Source organism: Sediminibacterium sp., from assembly GCF_030695065.1.
In the GTDB taxonomy this organism is placed as follows: domain Bacteria; phylum Bacteroidota; class Bacteroidia; order Chitinophagales; family Chitinophagaceae; genus Sediminibacterium.
In genome coordinates this window covers 104,951-120,259 of sequence record NZ_JAUYTR010000016.1, presented here as the reverse complement: position 1 = coordinate 120,259, position 15,309 = coordinate 104,951, and the positions used below count along the sequence as shown (strand labels likewise).

The window sequence follows — 15,309 nt, the reverse complement described above, 5'->3', positions numbered from 1 at the left end:
AATACTACAATCTAAAAGTGTCTTCTTTGGCATCTTCTAATCCGTTCATCTCAAAAATGATGATATCGGTTTTAGAAATTACTTCATGCCATGCGTACGGATCAATTTCAACCAACGCAGGTGCTTGTATTACAACAGAACCAACTGTATTAGATTGAACATCTCTCCAATTTAATATAGCTTCACCCTGCATCACAATGATTTTTTCAGGATTCTTTTTTGGAGCAATCCCTTTATGATAATGTTGACCACTCACGCTACCCGCTTTTCTGTAAGCAACAATGAATTGACCCGACCGATCCATATCAAAATAATGAGTTGCGCCCCGTTCATCTTCACCTATTTTATCTAATCTTGTTACCCTTACCATTTAAATATTTTTAGGCTATTGCCAACTGAACAGTCAATTCTTTCCATCCCTTTGAAAATTCTCCGTTAATAACCAATACCCCTTCTTTGGATAATTCTCTCAATCGCCAAACCAAGAAAGCATCTCCAGTTAGTACAGTCATTTTATTTAATGCCGAACCAATTACCTTATTCAACTTTTGTGCATCTTTAGTAATATGAGACAACAATGATTTATCAAAATAAGTCACTTCTTTTCCAACTAATTTTTTACCCCCTTCTAAAAAACGAACCATGGCATTTTCTGTACATATTTTTTTCCATTCATCCGGATCCAACTCAAACTCACTTAATGTAATAGGTCTTGCCAATTTCTTTGCTTTTAAAAACTCTCTTGGTTGAATTTCATGAAGGTGAGTTGGATAGAAAATACTTCCTTTTTCATTAAAAAAAGGTAGGTTATTTAAATACAAAACTTGAATTCTTCCGGCAAAAGCAGCTAACTGACTCATCAACCAGTAGTAACCCGAAACATCATGTGCATTTTGCCCCATCCATATCCAGGCTTCTTCGGTTTCGTTTTGGGTTAACGCATTGGTTAAATTATGCACTGTTAATTTATCATCTACAATGTCTACTTGATTTTCATAAGGGGAATACTGAACAACTTCTTTCCACCAATCTCTACGCTGCTGATACCCTTCGGTTTCAAAAATTCGCTCAATTGGCCCAACTGCAAAATCATCTTTTATTTCCAATATTTCACCTTGCAACAATTCATCCATTTCCATGGCTGTTTGCAAAGCTTTTACATTGGCTGTTTCAAAAACAATATGAATCATCTATATCTTTTTTAATCAATTAAATCTAATTCAACTCTAAGGTTGTTAATAATGAACTCTTGTCTTTCCATGGTATTTTTACCCATATAATATTCTAAGAAATCCTGAATATGATCTCCTTGCTCTAAAATAACAGGTTGCAATCTAATATCTCTTCCAATAAACCGTCCAAACTCTTCAGGAGAAATTTCACCTAAACCTTTGAATCGAGTTATTTCAGGTTTATTCCCCAACTTTTTTGAAGCAGCTTGTTTCTCTGTTTCATCATAGCAGTAAATGGTTTCTTGTTTATTTCTAACCCTAAACAAAGGAGTTTCTAAAATATAAACATGGCCCTTTTTAACAAGGTCAGGAAAAAACTGTAAAAAGAACGTCATCAATAATAAGCGAATATGCATTCCATCCACATCGGCATCTGTAGCAATTACGATATTATTGTAACGAAGCCCTTCTAAACCATCTTCTATATTTAATGCATGTTGCAATAAATTAAATTCTTCATTTTGGTAAACCACTTTTTTGGTTTCTCCAAATGAGTTGAGCGGCTTACCCCTTAAACTAAATACCGCCTGCGTATCCACATTTCTACTCTTGGTAATACTTCCACTTGCACTATCGCCTTCGGTAATAAAGATGGTAGTATCTTTTTGGATTGCAATAAACGCTTCTTTATTTTTTGCAGGAAGCTCATCATTTAAATGAACCCTACAATCGCGCAATTTTTTATTGTGCAAATTGGCTTTTTTGGCTCTTTCATTGGCCAACTTTTTAATCCCAGCTAACTCCTTTCTTTCTCTTTCGTTTTGCTCAATCCGCTTTTTTAATGCATCGGCTGTAGCGGTATTTCTATGCAAAAAATTGTCTAATTCCTTTGCCAAAAAATCTAGTACAAACGACTTCATACTTTGACCACCTTCAGCTACATTTTGAGAACCCAATTTGGTTTTTGTTTGGCTCTCAAATACAGGCTCTTGAACCCTTACAGAAACAGCAGCAACAATGCTTGTTCTTATATCTGAAACATCATAATCCTTTTTAAAAAAGTCTCGTATTACTTTTACAAATGCTTCTCTAAAAGCATGCTGATGGGTTCCACCCTGTGTTGTATATTGACCATTTACAAAAGAGAAAATGTCTTCTCCATAATCATTATTATGAGAAATGGCCACTTCAATATCATCTCCTTTTAAATGTATGATGGGATACCTTAACTCATCTGGATTGGTTTTGCGTTGCAAAAGGTCTAACAACCCATTCTTGCTCACATATTTTTTACCATTAAAATGCATGGCAAGCCCGGCATTTAAATAACAGTAATTCCAAAGCTGATTATCTAGGTATTCATGTATAAAATGGAAATTTCTAAAAACCGTATCATCAGGAGTAAATACCACCAGTGTACCATTGGGCTCATCTGTTTTAACTTCTTTATGGTCTTTAACTAATTCTCCTTTCTCAAACTCAGCGGTCTTGCACTTACCCTCTCTAAATGAAGTAACTAAAAAATGACTACTGAGTGCATTAACAGCTTTGGTACCAACTCCATTTAATCCTACACTTTTTTGAAAAGCCTTGCTATCGTATTTGGCACCCGTATTTATTTTACTAACTACATCAATTACTTTGCCCAATGGTATACCACGACCATAATCTCTTACAGTAACTGTTTGGCCTTCAATGGTTAGTTCTACTTGTTTACCATGACCCATTGTATATTCATCAATACAGTTATCTATGACTTCTTTTATAAGTACATAAATTCCATCGTCTGCAGCGGAACCATCCCCTAGTTTACCAATATACATTCCAGGGCGTAACCGAATATGTTCTTTCCAGTCTAATGACCGAATAGAGTCTTCATCGTACCTGACCAAATTCTTATCTTCTGCCATATTTCCTTTTTAAGATCCTTTTTGCTTATGGCAAATCTAAGTCCCTCAAATCGCAGCCCAATTTTACTTTTCTACAAATGCCGATTATATGTGGATAAATAGCTGTTTTTGGTGGATTTTATACGTCAAATAGTACCTTTATAGTAATGAAGCCCCCTTTTGAACCCCAAATAGACCTCAAAGCAATTTCGGCATATGCCAATGCCCACCAGGCAGAGAACGATCGGTTTAGCGCATTTATTAAAGAATTCAACGATGAGGCAATTGATGCAAAAGTGCAGGAATTAGATGCATTAATCAGCCCTACTATATCATGCACCGACTGTGGAAATTGCTGTAAAAGTTTAATGGTTTGTTTAAACGAACAAGAAGCAGATAATTTATCGAGCCATTTAAAAATGGACAGACCAAGTTTTGATCAAAAATACCTAGAGAAGGGCAGCAATGGAATGATGATTATGAATCAAATGCCCTGTCATTTTTTGCATAACAATAAGTGTACGGTATATGAATATCGATTTGAGGGTTGTAAAGAATTTCCAGCTTTGCATTTGCCCCATTTTAAAAGAAGGGTATTTACCACATTCATGCATTACGATAGATGCCCCATTATTTTTAATGTAGTGGAGCAACTCAAGAAAGAAATGAACTTTGAGCGCGCATTACCACAATAATTAAATGATACCCATGTCTGTTTTATTTGGTGTTGATGTATTACTTGCTACTGAAATAATTCCATGGAAAAACCAGCGCATAGCAATGGTTACCAATGAAGCCGCAACCACTCAATCGTTGGTTCCTTCTAGATTGGCATTACAACAAGCAGGATTCAATTTAAAAAAATTGTTTTCGCCCGAGCATGGAATATCAGCAAAAGGGGCCGATGGCGCACCCATGCTAAATGGTGTTGATGAATTAACCGATTTACCCATAATTAGTTTATACGGACAAAAGCTGGCTCCTACAGCAGAAGACTTAGCAGACATAGATATTATTCTATTTGATGTGCCAGATATAGGGGTTCGATTTTATACTTACTTGTGGACCTTGAGTTATCTATTAGAATCAGCAGCAAGCAATGAAATTCAATTAATCATTTTAGACAGACCCAATCCTATATCAGGATCAATGGATTTAAATGAAGGACCATGGTTAGACCCCCAATGCGCCTCATTTATTGGAAGATGGCCCATGCCTATTAGACATGGATGCACTTTAGGAGAATTGGCTTTATATTATAATACAGAGAGAAATATAAACGCAACGCTAGAAATTGTTGCCTGCAAACATTGGAATAGAACAATGTTTCAGTTGGATTGGGGAATTCCTTTTGTACCAACTTCTCCAGCTATTCAGCGGGTTGAATCTACCTTGCTTTATCCGGGTTTATGTTTTTTAGAAGCAACTAATTTATCTGAAGGCAGGTCAACTGATTTTTCATTTGAAGCAGTTGGATCCCCTTGGCTAAATGCTGAAGCAGTAGCTCAACAGATCAACTTATTTATTGGCGATGAATTAAGCTGTAGGCCAGTTCATTTTATACCATACCTAAACAAGTTTGCAGGAGAGCAATGCAATGGCGTTCATTTTACAGTGAATGACCCTTGTCAATTTAAACCAGTTTTTTTTGGCCTATTTTTAATTAGGATTATCAAAGACTTACACCCCGAAAAATTTGAATGGGCTCCTTATAAAACACATGTTAATCCAGGAGGAATTAATCATTTAACTAAACTATTGGGAATCTTTAATGCAGAGGAATTATTTGAACTACCCATGCATACTTTTATTCAAAAATGCACCAAGGAAACCAAAGTGGCCGATTGGGAATTGCAAGTAAGCAATTATTTACTATACTAGTATTGTTTTAATAACCCTCTAACAACCACACTAGCCGCCATACAACCAAAAATTGCAGGCATATAAGACATGGTGCCAATGATTGATTTTTTAGGATAAGCTTTTTCGGTTTCAATAATTTTTGATTGATCTACTTTTTCGGCACTAAATACAACAGTCAAACCTTTATAGATACCTAAGCCATGTAATTTTTTTCGTACATAACTAGCTAGGTTACATTGATAAGTTTTAGAAATATCTGTTATCACTACTAGAGAAGGGTCTAATTTGCCACCAGCTCCTAAAGAACTCACAATAGGAATATTTCGATCTAGGCAACCCTTTATAAAAAACACTTTGGGAGACAAAGTATCAATACAGTCTACCGCATAATCGTACGGGGCTTCATCCAATAAATCTTGGGTAAGCTCTTCTTTAATATAAATAGATTTAACAATGATTTCTAATTGAGGATTAATGTCTTTTAATCGTTCGGCCATTACTTCAGATTTTAATTTACCAGCTGTAGAATGCAAGGCAGGTATCTGACGATTGGCATTACTCAAGTCTACCGTGTCGGCATCTACAATGGTGATTTTCCCTACTCCAGCGCGAACTATCATTTCAGCACAAATACCTCCTACGCCCCCAAGACCCACTATCAATACATGTTTATTCATTAATGCTTCTAATGGCTCATCACCGAGCAATAATTGTGTTCTACTCATCCAATACGGGATCATATCTTGCTAAAATTAAAAATGGGAAAAAGGAATTAGTTTAACTTGTTGATGAATACACAAAAATGAATGTATGAAGCCATATTTTAAAATCTTTTTAAGCTTGACAGTTTTCCTGAACAGTCTTATTGTTTTTTCACAAACTAATAATCCCGTTCAATTGATTGAACAAGGAAGAAAAACCAGTATTAGAGGGCTGAGTGTAGTTTCCAATAAAATAATATGGGTATCTGGAAGTGCCGGTTCTGTTGGGAAGTCTATTGATGGAGGCAAAACATTTAAATGGATGACCATAAAAGGATACGAAAAAAGAGATTTCAGGGATATTGAAGCATACAATCATAAAACAGCCATAATTATGGCGGTTGCAGAACCAGCGCTTATTTTAAAAACAATTGATGGTGGAGAAAACTGGTACAAAGTATTTGAAGACAGCACAAAAGGAATGTTTTTAGATGCAATGCATGCAGAAGCAAAAACGATTCAAGTAATTGGCGATCCAATAAATGGAAAAGCCTTTTTTGCATTGAGTAACAATTTAGGAGAAACCTGGGAAACCAATAAGTTAGATGGCATTGAATTAAATGAAGGAGAAGCATTTTTTGCTTCAAGTGGAACCAATTTACAAATTAGCAAATCCTCCAATACTTTTAAGAAAGGAACATTCATGGTAACAGGAGGTAAAGTTTCAAGGTTATTGAATGCAAGAGACCAACGAGACCAATATCCATTGCCCCTTTTGCAAGGAAAGGAATCTACAGGCGCCAACTCTATTGCCCTAAGCCCATCAGGTAAAAATGCATTTATAGTTGGAGGAGATTTCGCAAAAGACACCCTTAGAGCTGGCAACTCCATTGCTGTTAACTTAGAACCAAGTATTCAGTTTAACCAACCACAAACACCGCCATTTGGATATCGGTCATGCGTAATTTACCTAACCAACAAAACCTTGGTTGCATGCGGCACTTCAGGCGTAGACCTATCTAAAGATGGAGGGATGAATTGGGAGAATATTTCTACACAAAGCTTTCATGTTGTTCAGAAAGCCAAAAACGGAAAAGCTGTTTATTTAGCTGGTGGCAATGGAAAAATAGCCCAACTAGCTATCAATTATTAATCCTTATTTTTTTACTGCTGGCGCCAATAATTCTTGAAATTTTTCTACCATTTTATAGGTAGCTGGACAATAACTGATATTTTGCTGGTGAACATGAATGTATTCCACCATTTTCTTTTTCTTCAAATGAGGAAACCCTGCACAATCATCGGGCCTCACTTCATAAATGCTACACATATTGGTAGTCAAGTTTAAAAACTGACAGGGTTGTTTTTTATTCATCCAATCTCCATCTTCTTCATCAAAATACAACCATTTCTCTTTGAATTCAGCAACAGACATATCAGCATGTGCAGCAATCCTTTTCAAGTCTTTTGCAGTAAAAGTAGGGCTCATGCTTTTGCAGCAATTGGCACAACTTAAACAGTCTACTTCTTTCCACACTTCTGCATCAATTTTCTCTGCCATTTTATCTAAGCCTTTCGGAGGATTCTTTTCAAGCTTCCCTAAAAACTTTTTCATGCCCTTTGCATGATGATGTACTTTCTGTTTAAACGATCTAAGATTAACTTGCATAAAACTGCCGTACTTTTAAAATAGACTAAAAGCGAATATAATCATATAGCTGTTATCTTTATCAATCATGTGGAATGCATATAAAAAAGGATTTAAAGCATATTTGCAATTAGAGAAATCTTTGAGCGAAAACTCTGTGGAAGCTTACTTGCACGATATTGAAATGCTGACCTCCTTTTTATTAGCAACTAATCAAACCAAAGCCCCGACTGATATTGTATTAAAAGATTTACAAGCATTTGTTAAATGGGTAAGTGAATTAGGCATGACTGCTACTTCACAAGCAAGGGTTATTTCGGGCATACGCAGTTTTTTTAAATATTGTTTATTAGAGCAAATATGTACATTGGACCCTTCCATTTTATTAAATGCACCAAAATCTAAAAGAAAGCTACCCGACACATTACATTTTGATGAAATTGAATTAATCATTAGTCAAATTGACTTAAGTAGCCCTGAAGGAGGCAGGAATAAAGCCATTTTAGAAACCATGTACAGTTGTGGCCTAAGGGTAAGCGAAGTGGTTAATCTCAAAATATCGGGGCTTTATTTTGACGTGGGTTTTGTGAAAGTAACGGGCAAGGGAGATAAGGAAAGACTAGTCCCCATTGGTACAGAAGCAATTAAATGCATCAAAATTTATAAAGATAAAATCAGGGTACATCAACCCATACAAATGGGGTCCGAAGACATTTTATTTTTGAATAGAAGGGGTAAAAAATTAAGTCGGGTAATGATTTTTTATATCATTAAAGACCTTGCGCTAAAAGCAGGTATAACCAAAATCATTTCCCCACATACTTTTAGGCATTCATTTGCCACTCACTTAGTAGAAGGAGGAGCCGATTTAAGAGCAGTTCAAGAAATGTTGGGACACGAAAGCATTACTACTACGGAAATTTATACTCATTTAGACAGTCATTTTTTAAAAGATACCCTACAGCGTTTTCATCCTGGATTCAAATAATCGCATTTGTTAAATCCTCTTCCATCTATCCTAATTTTTTAAAAAAATTGCTGTATTTGAGATGGAAAACCTAAGTTTGGCGTTCAAACATTTATTGAATATGAAAAAGACTTTGCTTGCAGCTGCGCTATTATGCAGCGTAATGGGTTTTGCACAAATAAGAATGCCACAACCCAGTACCACTCAAAAAATCAGTCAAGACTTTGGAATGGGAAAAATTGAATTGACCTACTCTCGTCCGAATATGAAAGGAAGAGCAATGTTAAAAGAGAATTCAGAATTAGTACCATTAAACCAACTATGGAGAACAGGTGCCAATGCTGCAACTAGAATCCATTTTTCTGATAAAGTAACCATGGGGGGCTCTACACTTGATACAGGTGCATATGTATTGTATACCATTCCAGGAACAGAATATTGGGAAGTTTTAGTAAACAAAGGATTAACCAACTGGGGTACCGATGGATACAAACAAAGCGAAGACGTTGTACGTTTTAAAGTAAAAGCCGCAAAAACCAATAGCAATGTTGAAACTTTTACTTTTCAGTTTGCCAATGTAGAAGCAGAAAGTATTGATCTACACCTTACTTGGGGCAAAGTAGCTGTGAGTATTCCAATCAGCACCAATGTAAAAGATAGACTACGTGCACAAGTGGAAGCTGCCTTAGGTGCAGAGAAAGTAAACCCAAATGCTTATCAAGCTGCTGCTAATTTTTACTATGAGTGGGACAAGGATTATGCTAAAGCATTACAAAATGCAATTAAATCTACTGAGGCCAATCCAAAAGCATTTTGGTTGTTTTTATTAACTGCTAAAATTCAAAAAGACATGGGTCAAAAAGCAGATGCAAAAGCAAGTGCAGAGAAGTGTATCACTATTGCCACAGAAGCTAAGAATGCAGACTATGTTAGAATGGCTAAAGAATTGATTGCGAAATTATAAATTGACAATGTGAGGGTTTTAATATTTACATAGCACCCTACACCCTAACTAAAACAAATATCTAGTTTCAATAAAAAGACCCGAAAGTCATATTTCGGGTCTTTTATTTTATCAAATAAGTGCGTACAATTTTATAATAATCATAGTTATTTACTCTCTGCCATATCTGGTATTAATTCAGATTTATATGCACCAGCATCTAACTTGGCTTTGGTTTCGCTAAATGCTTTTAGTGTTTCATCTATATCTGCATCAGTATGTGCAGCAGAAGGTATTAAGCGGAAAATGATATGTCCCTTTGGTATAACTGGGTACACTACAATTGAAGCAAATATGCCATAATTCTCCCTGAGGTCCATCACCATTGCAGTGGCTTCCTCTACCCCACCTTTCATATAAACAGGGGTAACAGGTGTATTGGTATTCCCAATATCAAATCCTTTTTCTTTTAAACCATTTTGCAACTTCAATGCATTGCTCCAAAGTTTGTCTTTCAACTCTGGCATGGTGCGCAGCATATCTAAACGCTTTAAATTTCCAATAACAATAGGCATTGGTAAACTCTTTGCAAAAATTTGACTGCGAATATTGTAACGAATAAAATCGATGATGGCTTTATCACCAGCCATGAATGCACCTATAGAAGCCATGCTTTTGGCAAAAGTAGAAAAGTATAAATCGATAGCGTCTTGACAACCTTGTGCCTCCCCTGCTCCAGCACCGGTTTTACCCAAGGTGCCAAAGCCATGTGCATCATCTACCAATAACCTGAATTGATATTTGTGTTTTAATTCGGCTATCTCTTTTAATTTACCTTGGTCTCCTGCCATACCAAAAACACCTTCCGTAATCAATAGAATTCCGCCTGCACCCTGCTTCTCAATTAATTGAGTTGCTCTATTCAATTGCTTTTCGCAATCTTCCAAATCATTGTGCTTAAATACATATCTATGACCTGGATGCAATCTTAACCCATCAATAATACATGCATGACTTTCTGCATCATACACAATAACATCATGACGACCACATATAGCATCAATTGCACTCATGATACCTTGGTAACCAAAGTTCATTAAAATGGCGTCTTCCTTATGTTCAAATGCAGCCAATTCACTTTCTAATTGTTCATGATAGGTAGAATTTCCACTCATCATTCTGGCACCCATTGGGTAAGCCAAACCAAACTCTTTTGATGCATCAGCATCTACTTTTCTAATTTCAGGATGATTGGCCAATCCCAAGTAATTGTTCAGGCTCCAAACTATCATTTCTTTACCGCGAAATTTCATGCGACTATTAATTTCACCCTCTAACTTAGGGAAAGCAAAATATCCATGTGCTCTTTCGCGATGTTGTCCTAGTGGACCCGCATTCTTCAACAATTTCTCAAAAATGTCTGCCATACAAACAATTGATTGGTTATTAATTTTTTGCAAATTTAACAATAAAGCACCAAAGCACAAGGCATATTGTATTGCATACTGTATCTTGCAGACCTTATTTAACTAATCATATTAAACTTTAATCCCTTGTTAACGCAACAAATAAAATCGGGCTTGGTGCTCTTTGCAATGCTAGCTATTTCTGCTACCAATTCAATTGATGCCCAAAAAACTAAAGCCATTACAAATACAGAAAAAGGGCCTCGTTTAGTAGTAGGAATTGTGGTAGATCAAATGCGTTGGGACTACTTAGAAAGATTTGCGCCCCTATTCAAAGCCAATGGTGGATTCAATCGAATGATGAACCAGGGTTTTAGTAACGACAACTGCCAAATTGGATATACCCCATCTGTTACCGCATGTGGACATACCGGAATTTATACAGGAACTGTACCAGCTATTCATGGAATAACAGGAAATGGGTGGTACGATACACAACTTAAAAGAAATGTATACTGTAGTGAAGACAGAACGGTAGATGGCGTTGGTGCAGCGGGTGCAAGTGATGGCAAGATGAGTCCAAAAAATATGCTCACTACCAGCATTGCAGATGAATTGAGAATGGCCAATAATTTTAAGAGCAAAGTAATAGGAATTGCCTTAAAAGACAGAGGAGCCATATTACCAGCAGGCCATAGCGCTAATGGCGCCTATTGGTTTGATGCAAAGTCGGGCAATTTTATTACCAGTACTTATTATTATAAAGAATTACCCAATTGGGTTAAGCAGTTTAATGATAGACATATTCCAGACTCGTTAATGAAATTGGGTTGGAATAAATCGTTAACTGATGCTGTTTATTTGCAATATGCTACAGCTGATGAAAAGAACTATGAGGGCAAGCCATTTGGCGCCAATCAAACAAAAATGCCTTATGAATTAACCAGAACTGCCAATGAAGGTTTTGGAAAATTAAGCAGCACCCCATGGGGAAACACCTTAACAGTTGAATTAGCAAAAGCTGCAGTATTGGCTGAAGACATGGGAAAGGATGCAGTTACCGATATGCTAGCAGTTAGCTTTTCTTCACCCGATTATGTTGGTCATAGTTTTGGCCCAAACTCATGGGAAGTAGTAGACAATTACATTAAACTAGATGAAGAACTCGGAAGAATGTTCGACTTTTTAGATGCAACTGTAGGCAAGGGTAAGTATACCGCATTTCTAAGTGCCGACCATGCTGTTGCGCATGTTCCAGGTTTCATGAAAGAGAATAAATTACCAGGAGGTTTGTTAGATGATAAAGCAGCAATGAATGAAATGAATGCAGCTATTAAAGCTAAATTTGGTATAGACAAACTGGTGGTAAGCTTAACCAATTATCAAGTACACTTTAATAGAGATTTATTAGACAGCTTAAATGCTGATACAAAAGCCATTAACCAATTTATGGTTCGATATTTAATGAAGAAGGACTATATATTAAATGCTTTTCCTACCAATGAAATCCTCACCAGTCCAATGCCTCAGTATTTAAGAGAAAAAATAGCCAATGGCTTTTTATATAATAGAAGCGGAGATATTCAAATGGTGTTGAAGTCTGGATATATTGATGGTGGCGCAACTGGAACTACGCATGGACTTTGGTATTCATACGACGCCCATATTCCATTATTGTGGTATGGTTTTGGTATAAAACATGGACGTTCAAGTAAAAGAGTTTACATGCACGATATAGCATCAACGTTAGCCAGCCTTCTCAAAATTCAAGAACCCAGTGGTAATATTGGGAACCCAATAGTAGAAGTATTAAAGTAGTGAATAAAATATTCACAATAGTTTTAATATAATAAAAAACTATTCAATCAAGGTTGTATCTTGCGGTACAACCTTTTTTTATGATCAAACGAATATCATTTTTCGCAATCGCTTTACTGCTTTGCATTTCATTTAGTTTTCAAGTAACCGCACAAATCAATTTATCGGAGAAACTTCCGCTAGATAACAAGGTTAAAATAGGCAAACTTGCCAATGGATTAACCTATTATATTCGACAGAATAGTAAACCAGAGAAAAAAGTAGAACTCCGTTTAGTAGTAAATGCAGGATCCATATTAGAAGACAATGACCAACAGGGATTGGCCCATTTTACTGAGCATATGGCTTTCAATGGCACCAAGAATTTTAAGAAAAACGAATTGGTTAATTTTTTACAAAGTATTGGCGTAGATTTTGGTGCAGATTTAAATGCCTATACAGGTTTTGATGAAACCGTTTACATTTTACCCATCCCCTTAAGTGACCCAAAAAACTTCAATAAGGGATTACAAATTTTACAAGACTGGGCAGGAGGAATCAGCTTTGAAGGAAAACAAATTGACGACGAAAGAGGAATCATTTTAGAAGAAAGCAGATTAGGTAAGGGTGCAGAAGATAGAATGTTCAGAAAAATTTATCCCAAACAATACGAAGGCTCAAGGTATGCACAACGCTTACCAATTGGTAAAGACAGTTTATTAAAAACGTTTAAACACAGCGCTATCAAGCGTTTTTATGCAGACTGGTATCGTCCTAACTTAATGGCAGTAATGGTTGTAGGAGATATTGAAATAGCGGAAACAGAAAAATTAATTAAACAATATTTTGGTGGATTAAAGAACCCAGCCAATCTAAGACCACGAATAAATGCAACTGTTCCCGCAAGAACCAAAAACGATGCATTAGTTGTTACAGACAAAGAAGCAACAAATTTTCAAATAGAATTGAACTATTCAACAGTTAAAACAAAACCAGAACTTACTGTTGAAGATTATCGAAAAAATTCTATCATTAAGTCATTGTTCACCAGCATGCTAAATCAACGCATGAATGAATTGTCTCAAAGTGGTAATCCGCCATTCAGCTTTGCTGGAGGTAATTTTGGATCTTATGCACGGGGACACGAAGCATTTAATGCTTTTGCCATTCCTGGACCAAAAGGGCCTGACACTGCGTTACATGCAGTATTAACAGAATTGGAAAGAGTTAAAAAATTTGGATTCACACAAGGCGAATTAGAAAGAGCCAAAAAACAACAATTAGCATCTATTGAAAGATCATACAACAATAGAGACAAAACAGAGTCAGGAATATTGGTAGAAGAATACATCAGAAACTTTTTACAACAAGAACCCATTCCTGGTATAGAACGCGAATTTGAATACAAAAACGCATTAATGCCAGGGGTTCAGTTAGCTGAAGTAAATGCATTGGCTAACGAATTAAAGAAGAATGAAAAATTATTCATTGCTTTTCAAGGACCAGAAAAAAGCAATTTCACTTTGCCCAATAAATCGCAATTAATTGCTGCTGCAGAAACCGCTTCTTCTATTCCCGTTAAGGCATACGAAGAAAAAGCCATTGCAGCTTCTTTACTTAAATCAATGCCTAAAGCAGGCAGTTTAGTTAATGAGACTAAGAATGAAGCATTAGATATTACTGAATTAACCTTCAGTAATGGCACAAAAGTGATTGTAAAAAACACTTCATTTAAACAGGATGAAATTATTTTAACTGGCTTTAAAAAAGGAGGCACCAATGCATATGGATTGGCAGATAAATACAGTGCTGCTTACGCCACTTCAGCTATACAGCAAATGGGTGTGGGAGATTTCAATCCAGTTGATTTAAGAAAATTCTTGTCGGGCAAAACAGCCAATGCCAATATAGGCTTAAACGCATTAAGTACTAGAGTAAGCGGCAACAGCAGTATCAAAGACATGGAAACCATGTTCCAATTAATGTATTTGAATTTTACGCAGGTAAGAAAAGATCAGCCATTGTTTAATGGATGGAAAGAAAAAATTAAAAGCCAAGTTCAATTCATGATGGCTGACCCTACCAGTGCATTTATAGATTCTGTGTACAAAGTAATGTATGGAGGCAATCCATTGGCTCCTTCTGCTATTCCCAATGCAACAGATTTTGATCAAATTAATTTAGATAGGGCCATTGAAATTTTTAAGGAACAAACCAATGATGCGAGCGACTATACCTTTATTATGGTGGGCAATATTGACCTCAATACAGTTAAGCCACTATTGGCCACTTATATTGGAGGACTGCCTTCAAAAGGAAATAAAGGTGCATTTGTAGACAATGGTTTGCGCATATTACCTGGCCAAAAAAAGTTGGAATTTTACAAAGGAAAAGAGCCCAAGAGTTTCATATTTAATATTTACTCGGGTAATGCCACTTATTCTGAACAAGATGCATTACATACAGAAATGCTAGCCGAAATTTTGAATATTAAAATTATAGAAGAACTTAGAGAAAAAATTGGCGGCATCTATGGTGGAGGTGTAAGTGGGTCCTTAAATAAATATCCATTTCAGGGATATACCATGGTATTACAATTGCCATGTGGACCTGAAAATGTAGAAAAATTAAGTGTAGCCGCAACAGCAGAGATTGAAAAAATAAAACAAAACGGACCAGAGCAAAAAGACCTCGACAAGGTAAAAAAATCGCTACTCGAAAAATACGCGGTGAACATGAAAGACAACCGTTATTGGAGTGGTGTATTACAGGGAATTTATTTTTCTGAAAATGACCCCAATAGAATACTGAACTACAAAAACATTGTTTCAGAAGTGAGCATCGAGGACATTAAAAAAGCAGCTACAACCGTATTTGATAGTAAAAATATGATTAATGCCGTTTTATTTCCAGAGAAGTAACT

General features: G+C 36.1%; 13 protein-coding genes. 7 read left to right on the top strand and 6 right to left on the bottom strand.

Annotated elements, in window-relative coordinates; translation table 11 throughout:
• Positions 1 to 4: 4 nt before the first annotated feature.
• The 3 genes from Q8S25_RS07425 to Q8S25_RS07415 are packed head-to-tail and all read right to left on the bottom strand — an operon-like array spanning position 5 to position 3,082.
• The gene (locus Q8S25_RS07425) at positions 5 to 370 is read right to left on the bottom strand and encodes a hypothetical protein (protein ID WP_305536342.1); all 366 of its coding nucleotides are present in this window, start codon (positions 368 to 370) and stop codon (positions 5 to 7) included.
• Between the two features lie 10 nt (positions 371 to 380).
• A complete protein-coding gene (locus Q8S25_RS07420) occupies positions 381 to 1,190 on the bottom strand; it encodes a DUF1835 domain-containing protein (protein WP_305536340.1) in 810 nt (269 codons plus the stop codon).
• An 11-nt stretch (positions 1,191 to 1,201) separates the two neighbouring features.
• Positions 1,202 to 3,082: a DNA topoisomerase IV subunit B gene (locus Q8S25_RS07415; RefSeq protein ID WP_305536338.1), complete on the bottom strand. Its 1,881-nt coding sequence runs from the start codon at positions 3,080 to 3,082 to the stop codon at positions 1,202 to 1,204.
• 146 nt (positions 3,083 to 3,228) lie between these two features.
• On the opposite strand from Q8S25_RS07415, the gene Q8S25_RS07410 reads away from it, so the two are divergent.
• Together Q8S25_RS07410 and Q8S25_RS07405 are read left to right on the top strand one after the other, a co-directional pair.
• Entirely contained in the window at positions 3,229 to 3,756 is a 528-nt protein-coding gene (locus Q8S25_RS07410; protein ID WP_305536336.1) for a YkgJ family cysteine cluster protein, read from the top strand.
• 13 nt (positions 3,757 to 3,769) lie between these two features.
• On the top strand, positions 3,770 to 4,942 hold the full coding sequence (locus Q8S25_RS07405; RefSeq protein WP_305536334.1) for a DUF1343 domain-containing protein: 1,173 nt from the start codon (positions 3,770 to 3,772) through the stop codon (positions 4,940 to 4,942).
• Here the strand turns inward: Q8S25_RS07405 and Q8S25_RS07400 are convergent.
• Entirely contained in the window at positions 4,939 to 5,664 is a 726-nt protein-coding gene (locus tag Q8S25_RS07400; RefSeq protein ID WP_305536332.1) for a tRNA threonylcarbamoyladenosine dehydratase, read from the bottom strand. The two genes, Q8S25_RS07405 and Q8S25_RS07400, sit on opposite strands and share 4 nt — an antisense overlap.
• Positions 5,665 to 5,734: 70 nt before the next feature.
• On the opposite strand from Q8S25_RS07400, the gene Q8S25_RS07395 reads away from it, so the two are divergent.
• Positions 5,735 to 6,778 (top strand): oxidoreductase, encoded by a 1,044-nt coding sequence (locus Q8S25_RS07395; RefSeq protein WP_305536329.1) that lies wholly within the window; start codon positions 5,735 to 5,737, stop codon positions 6,776 to 6,778.
• Between the two features lie 3 nt (positions 6,779 to 6,781).
• Here the strand turns inward: Q8S25_RS07395 and Q8S25_RS07390 are convergent, their stop codons facing one another.
• Positions 6,782 to 7,294, bottom strand: coding sequence for a YkgJ family cysteine cluster protein (locus Q8S25_RS07390; protein ID WP_305536327.1), 513 nt, complete (start codon positions 7,292 to 7,294; stop codon positions 6,782 to 6,784).
• A gap of 67 nt (positions 7,295 to 7,361) precedes the next feature.
• On the opposite strand from Q8S25_RS07390, the gene xerD reads away from it, so the two are divergent.
• Together xerD and Q8S25_RS07380 are read left to right on the top strand one after the other, a co-directional pair.
• Positions 7,362 to 8,261 carry a site-specific tyrosine recombinase XerD gene (xerD, locus tag Q8S25_RS07385; protein ID WP_305536325.1) on the top strand — a complete coding sequence of 300 codons (900 nt, stop codon included), beginning with the start codon at positions 7,362 to 7,364 and terminating at the stop codon, positions 8,259 to 8,261.
• Positions 8,262 to 8,361: 100 nt separating this feature from the next.
• Entirely contained in the window at positions 8,362 to 9,204 is an 843-nt protein-coding gene (locus tag Q8S25_RS07380) for a DUF2911 domain-containing protein (RefSeq protein ID WP_305536323.1), read from the top strand.
• A 146-nt stretch (positions 9,205 to 9,350) separates the two neighbouring features.
• Here the strand turns inward: Q8S25_RS07380 and Q8S25_RS07375 are convergent, their stop codons facing one another.
• Complete coding sequence (locus tag Q8S25_RS07375; protein ID WP_305536321.1) at positions 9,351 to 10,610, bottom strand: pyridoxal phosphate-dependent aminotransferase family protein; 1,260 nt, start codon at positions 10,608 to 10,610, stop codon at positions 9,351 to 9,353.
• A gap of 126 nt (positions 10,611 to 10,736) precedes the next feature.
• Here Q8S25_RS07375 and pafA point away from each other — a divergent pair, with 126 nt between their 5' ends.
• Positions 10,737 to 12,407, top strand: a complete 1,671-nt coding sequence (gene pafA / locus Q8S25_RS07370; RefSeq protein WP_305536319.1) for an alkaline phosphatase PafA — start codon at positions 10,737 to 10,739, stop codon at positions 12,405 to 12,407.
• A gap of 80 nt (positions 12,408 to 12,487) precedes the next feature.
• A complete protein-coding gene (locus Q8S25_RS07365) occupies positions 12,488 to 15,307 on the top strand; it encodes a pitrilysin family protein (RefSeq protein WP_305536317.1) in 2,820 nt (939 codons plus the stop codon).
• The last annotated feature ends 2 nt before the right edge of the window (positions 15,308 to 15,309 follow it).

Excerpts from the sequence above, each read along its gene's own strand:
- Q8S25_RS07420 (WP_305536340.1), bottom strand. The coding sequence starts at position 1,190 with ATGATTCATATTGTTTTTGAAACAGCCAATGTAAAAGCTTTGCAAACA.
- Q8S25_RS07410 (WP_305536336.1), top strand. The coding sequence starts at position 3,229 with ATGAAGCCCCCTTTTGAACCCCAAATAGACCTCAAAGCAATTTCGGCA.
- Q8S25_RS07395 (WP_305536329.1), top strand. The coding sequence starts at position 5,735 with ATGAAGCCATATTTTAAAATCTTTTTAAGCTTGACAGTTTTCCTGAAC.
- Q8S25_RS07375 (WP_305536321.1), bottom strand. The coding sequence starts at position 10,610 with ATGGCAGACATTTTTGAGAAATTGTTGAAGAATGCGGGTCCACTAGGA.
- Q8S25_RS07405 (WP_305536334.1), top strand. The coding sequence starts at position 3,770 with ATGTCTGTTTTATTTGGTGTTGATGTATTACTTGCTACTGAAATAATT.
- Q8S25_RS07390 (WP_305536327.1), bottom strand. The coding sequence starts at position 7,294 with ATGCAAGTTAATCTTAGATCGTTTAAACAGAAAGTACATCATCATGCA.
- xerD (WP_305536325.1), top strand. The coding sequence starts at position 7,362 with ATGTGGAATGCATATAAAAAAGGATTTAAAGCATATTTGCAATTAGAG.
- Q8S25_RS07365 (WP_305536317.1), top strand. The coding sequence starts at position 12,488 with ATGATCAAACGAATATCATTTTTCGCAATCGCTTTACTGCTTTGCATT.
- Q8S25_RS07400 (WP_305536332.1), bottom strand. The coding sequence starts at position 5,664 with ATGATCCCGTATTGGATGAGTAGAACACAATTATTGCTCGGTGATGAG.
- Q8S25_RS07425 (WP_305536342.1), bottom strand. The coding sequence starts at position 370 with ATGGTAAGGGTAACAAGATTAGATAAAATAGGTGAAGATGAACGGGGC.
- Q8S25_RS07380 (WP_305536323.1), top strand. The coding sequence starts at position 8,362 with ATGAAAAAGACTTTGCTTGCAGCTGCGCTATTATGCAGCGTAATGGGT.
- Q8S25_RS07415 (WP_305536338.1), bottom strand. The coding sequence starts at position 3,082 with ATGGCAGAAGATAAGAATTTGGTCAGGTACGATGAAGACTCTATTCGG.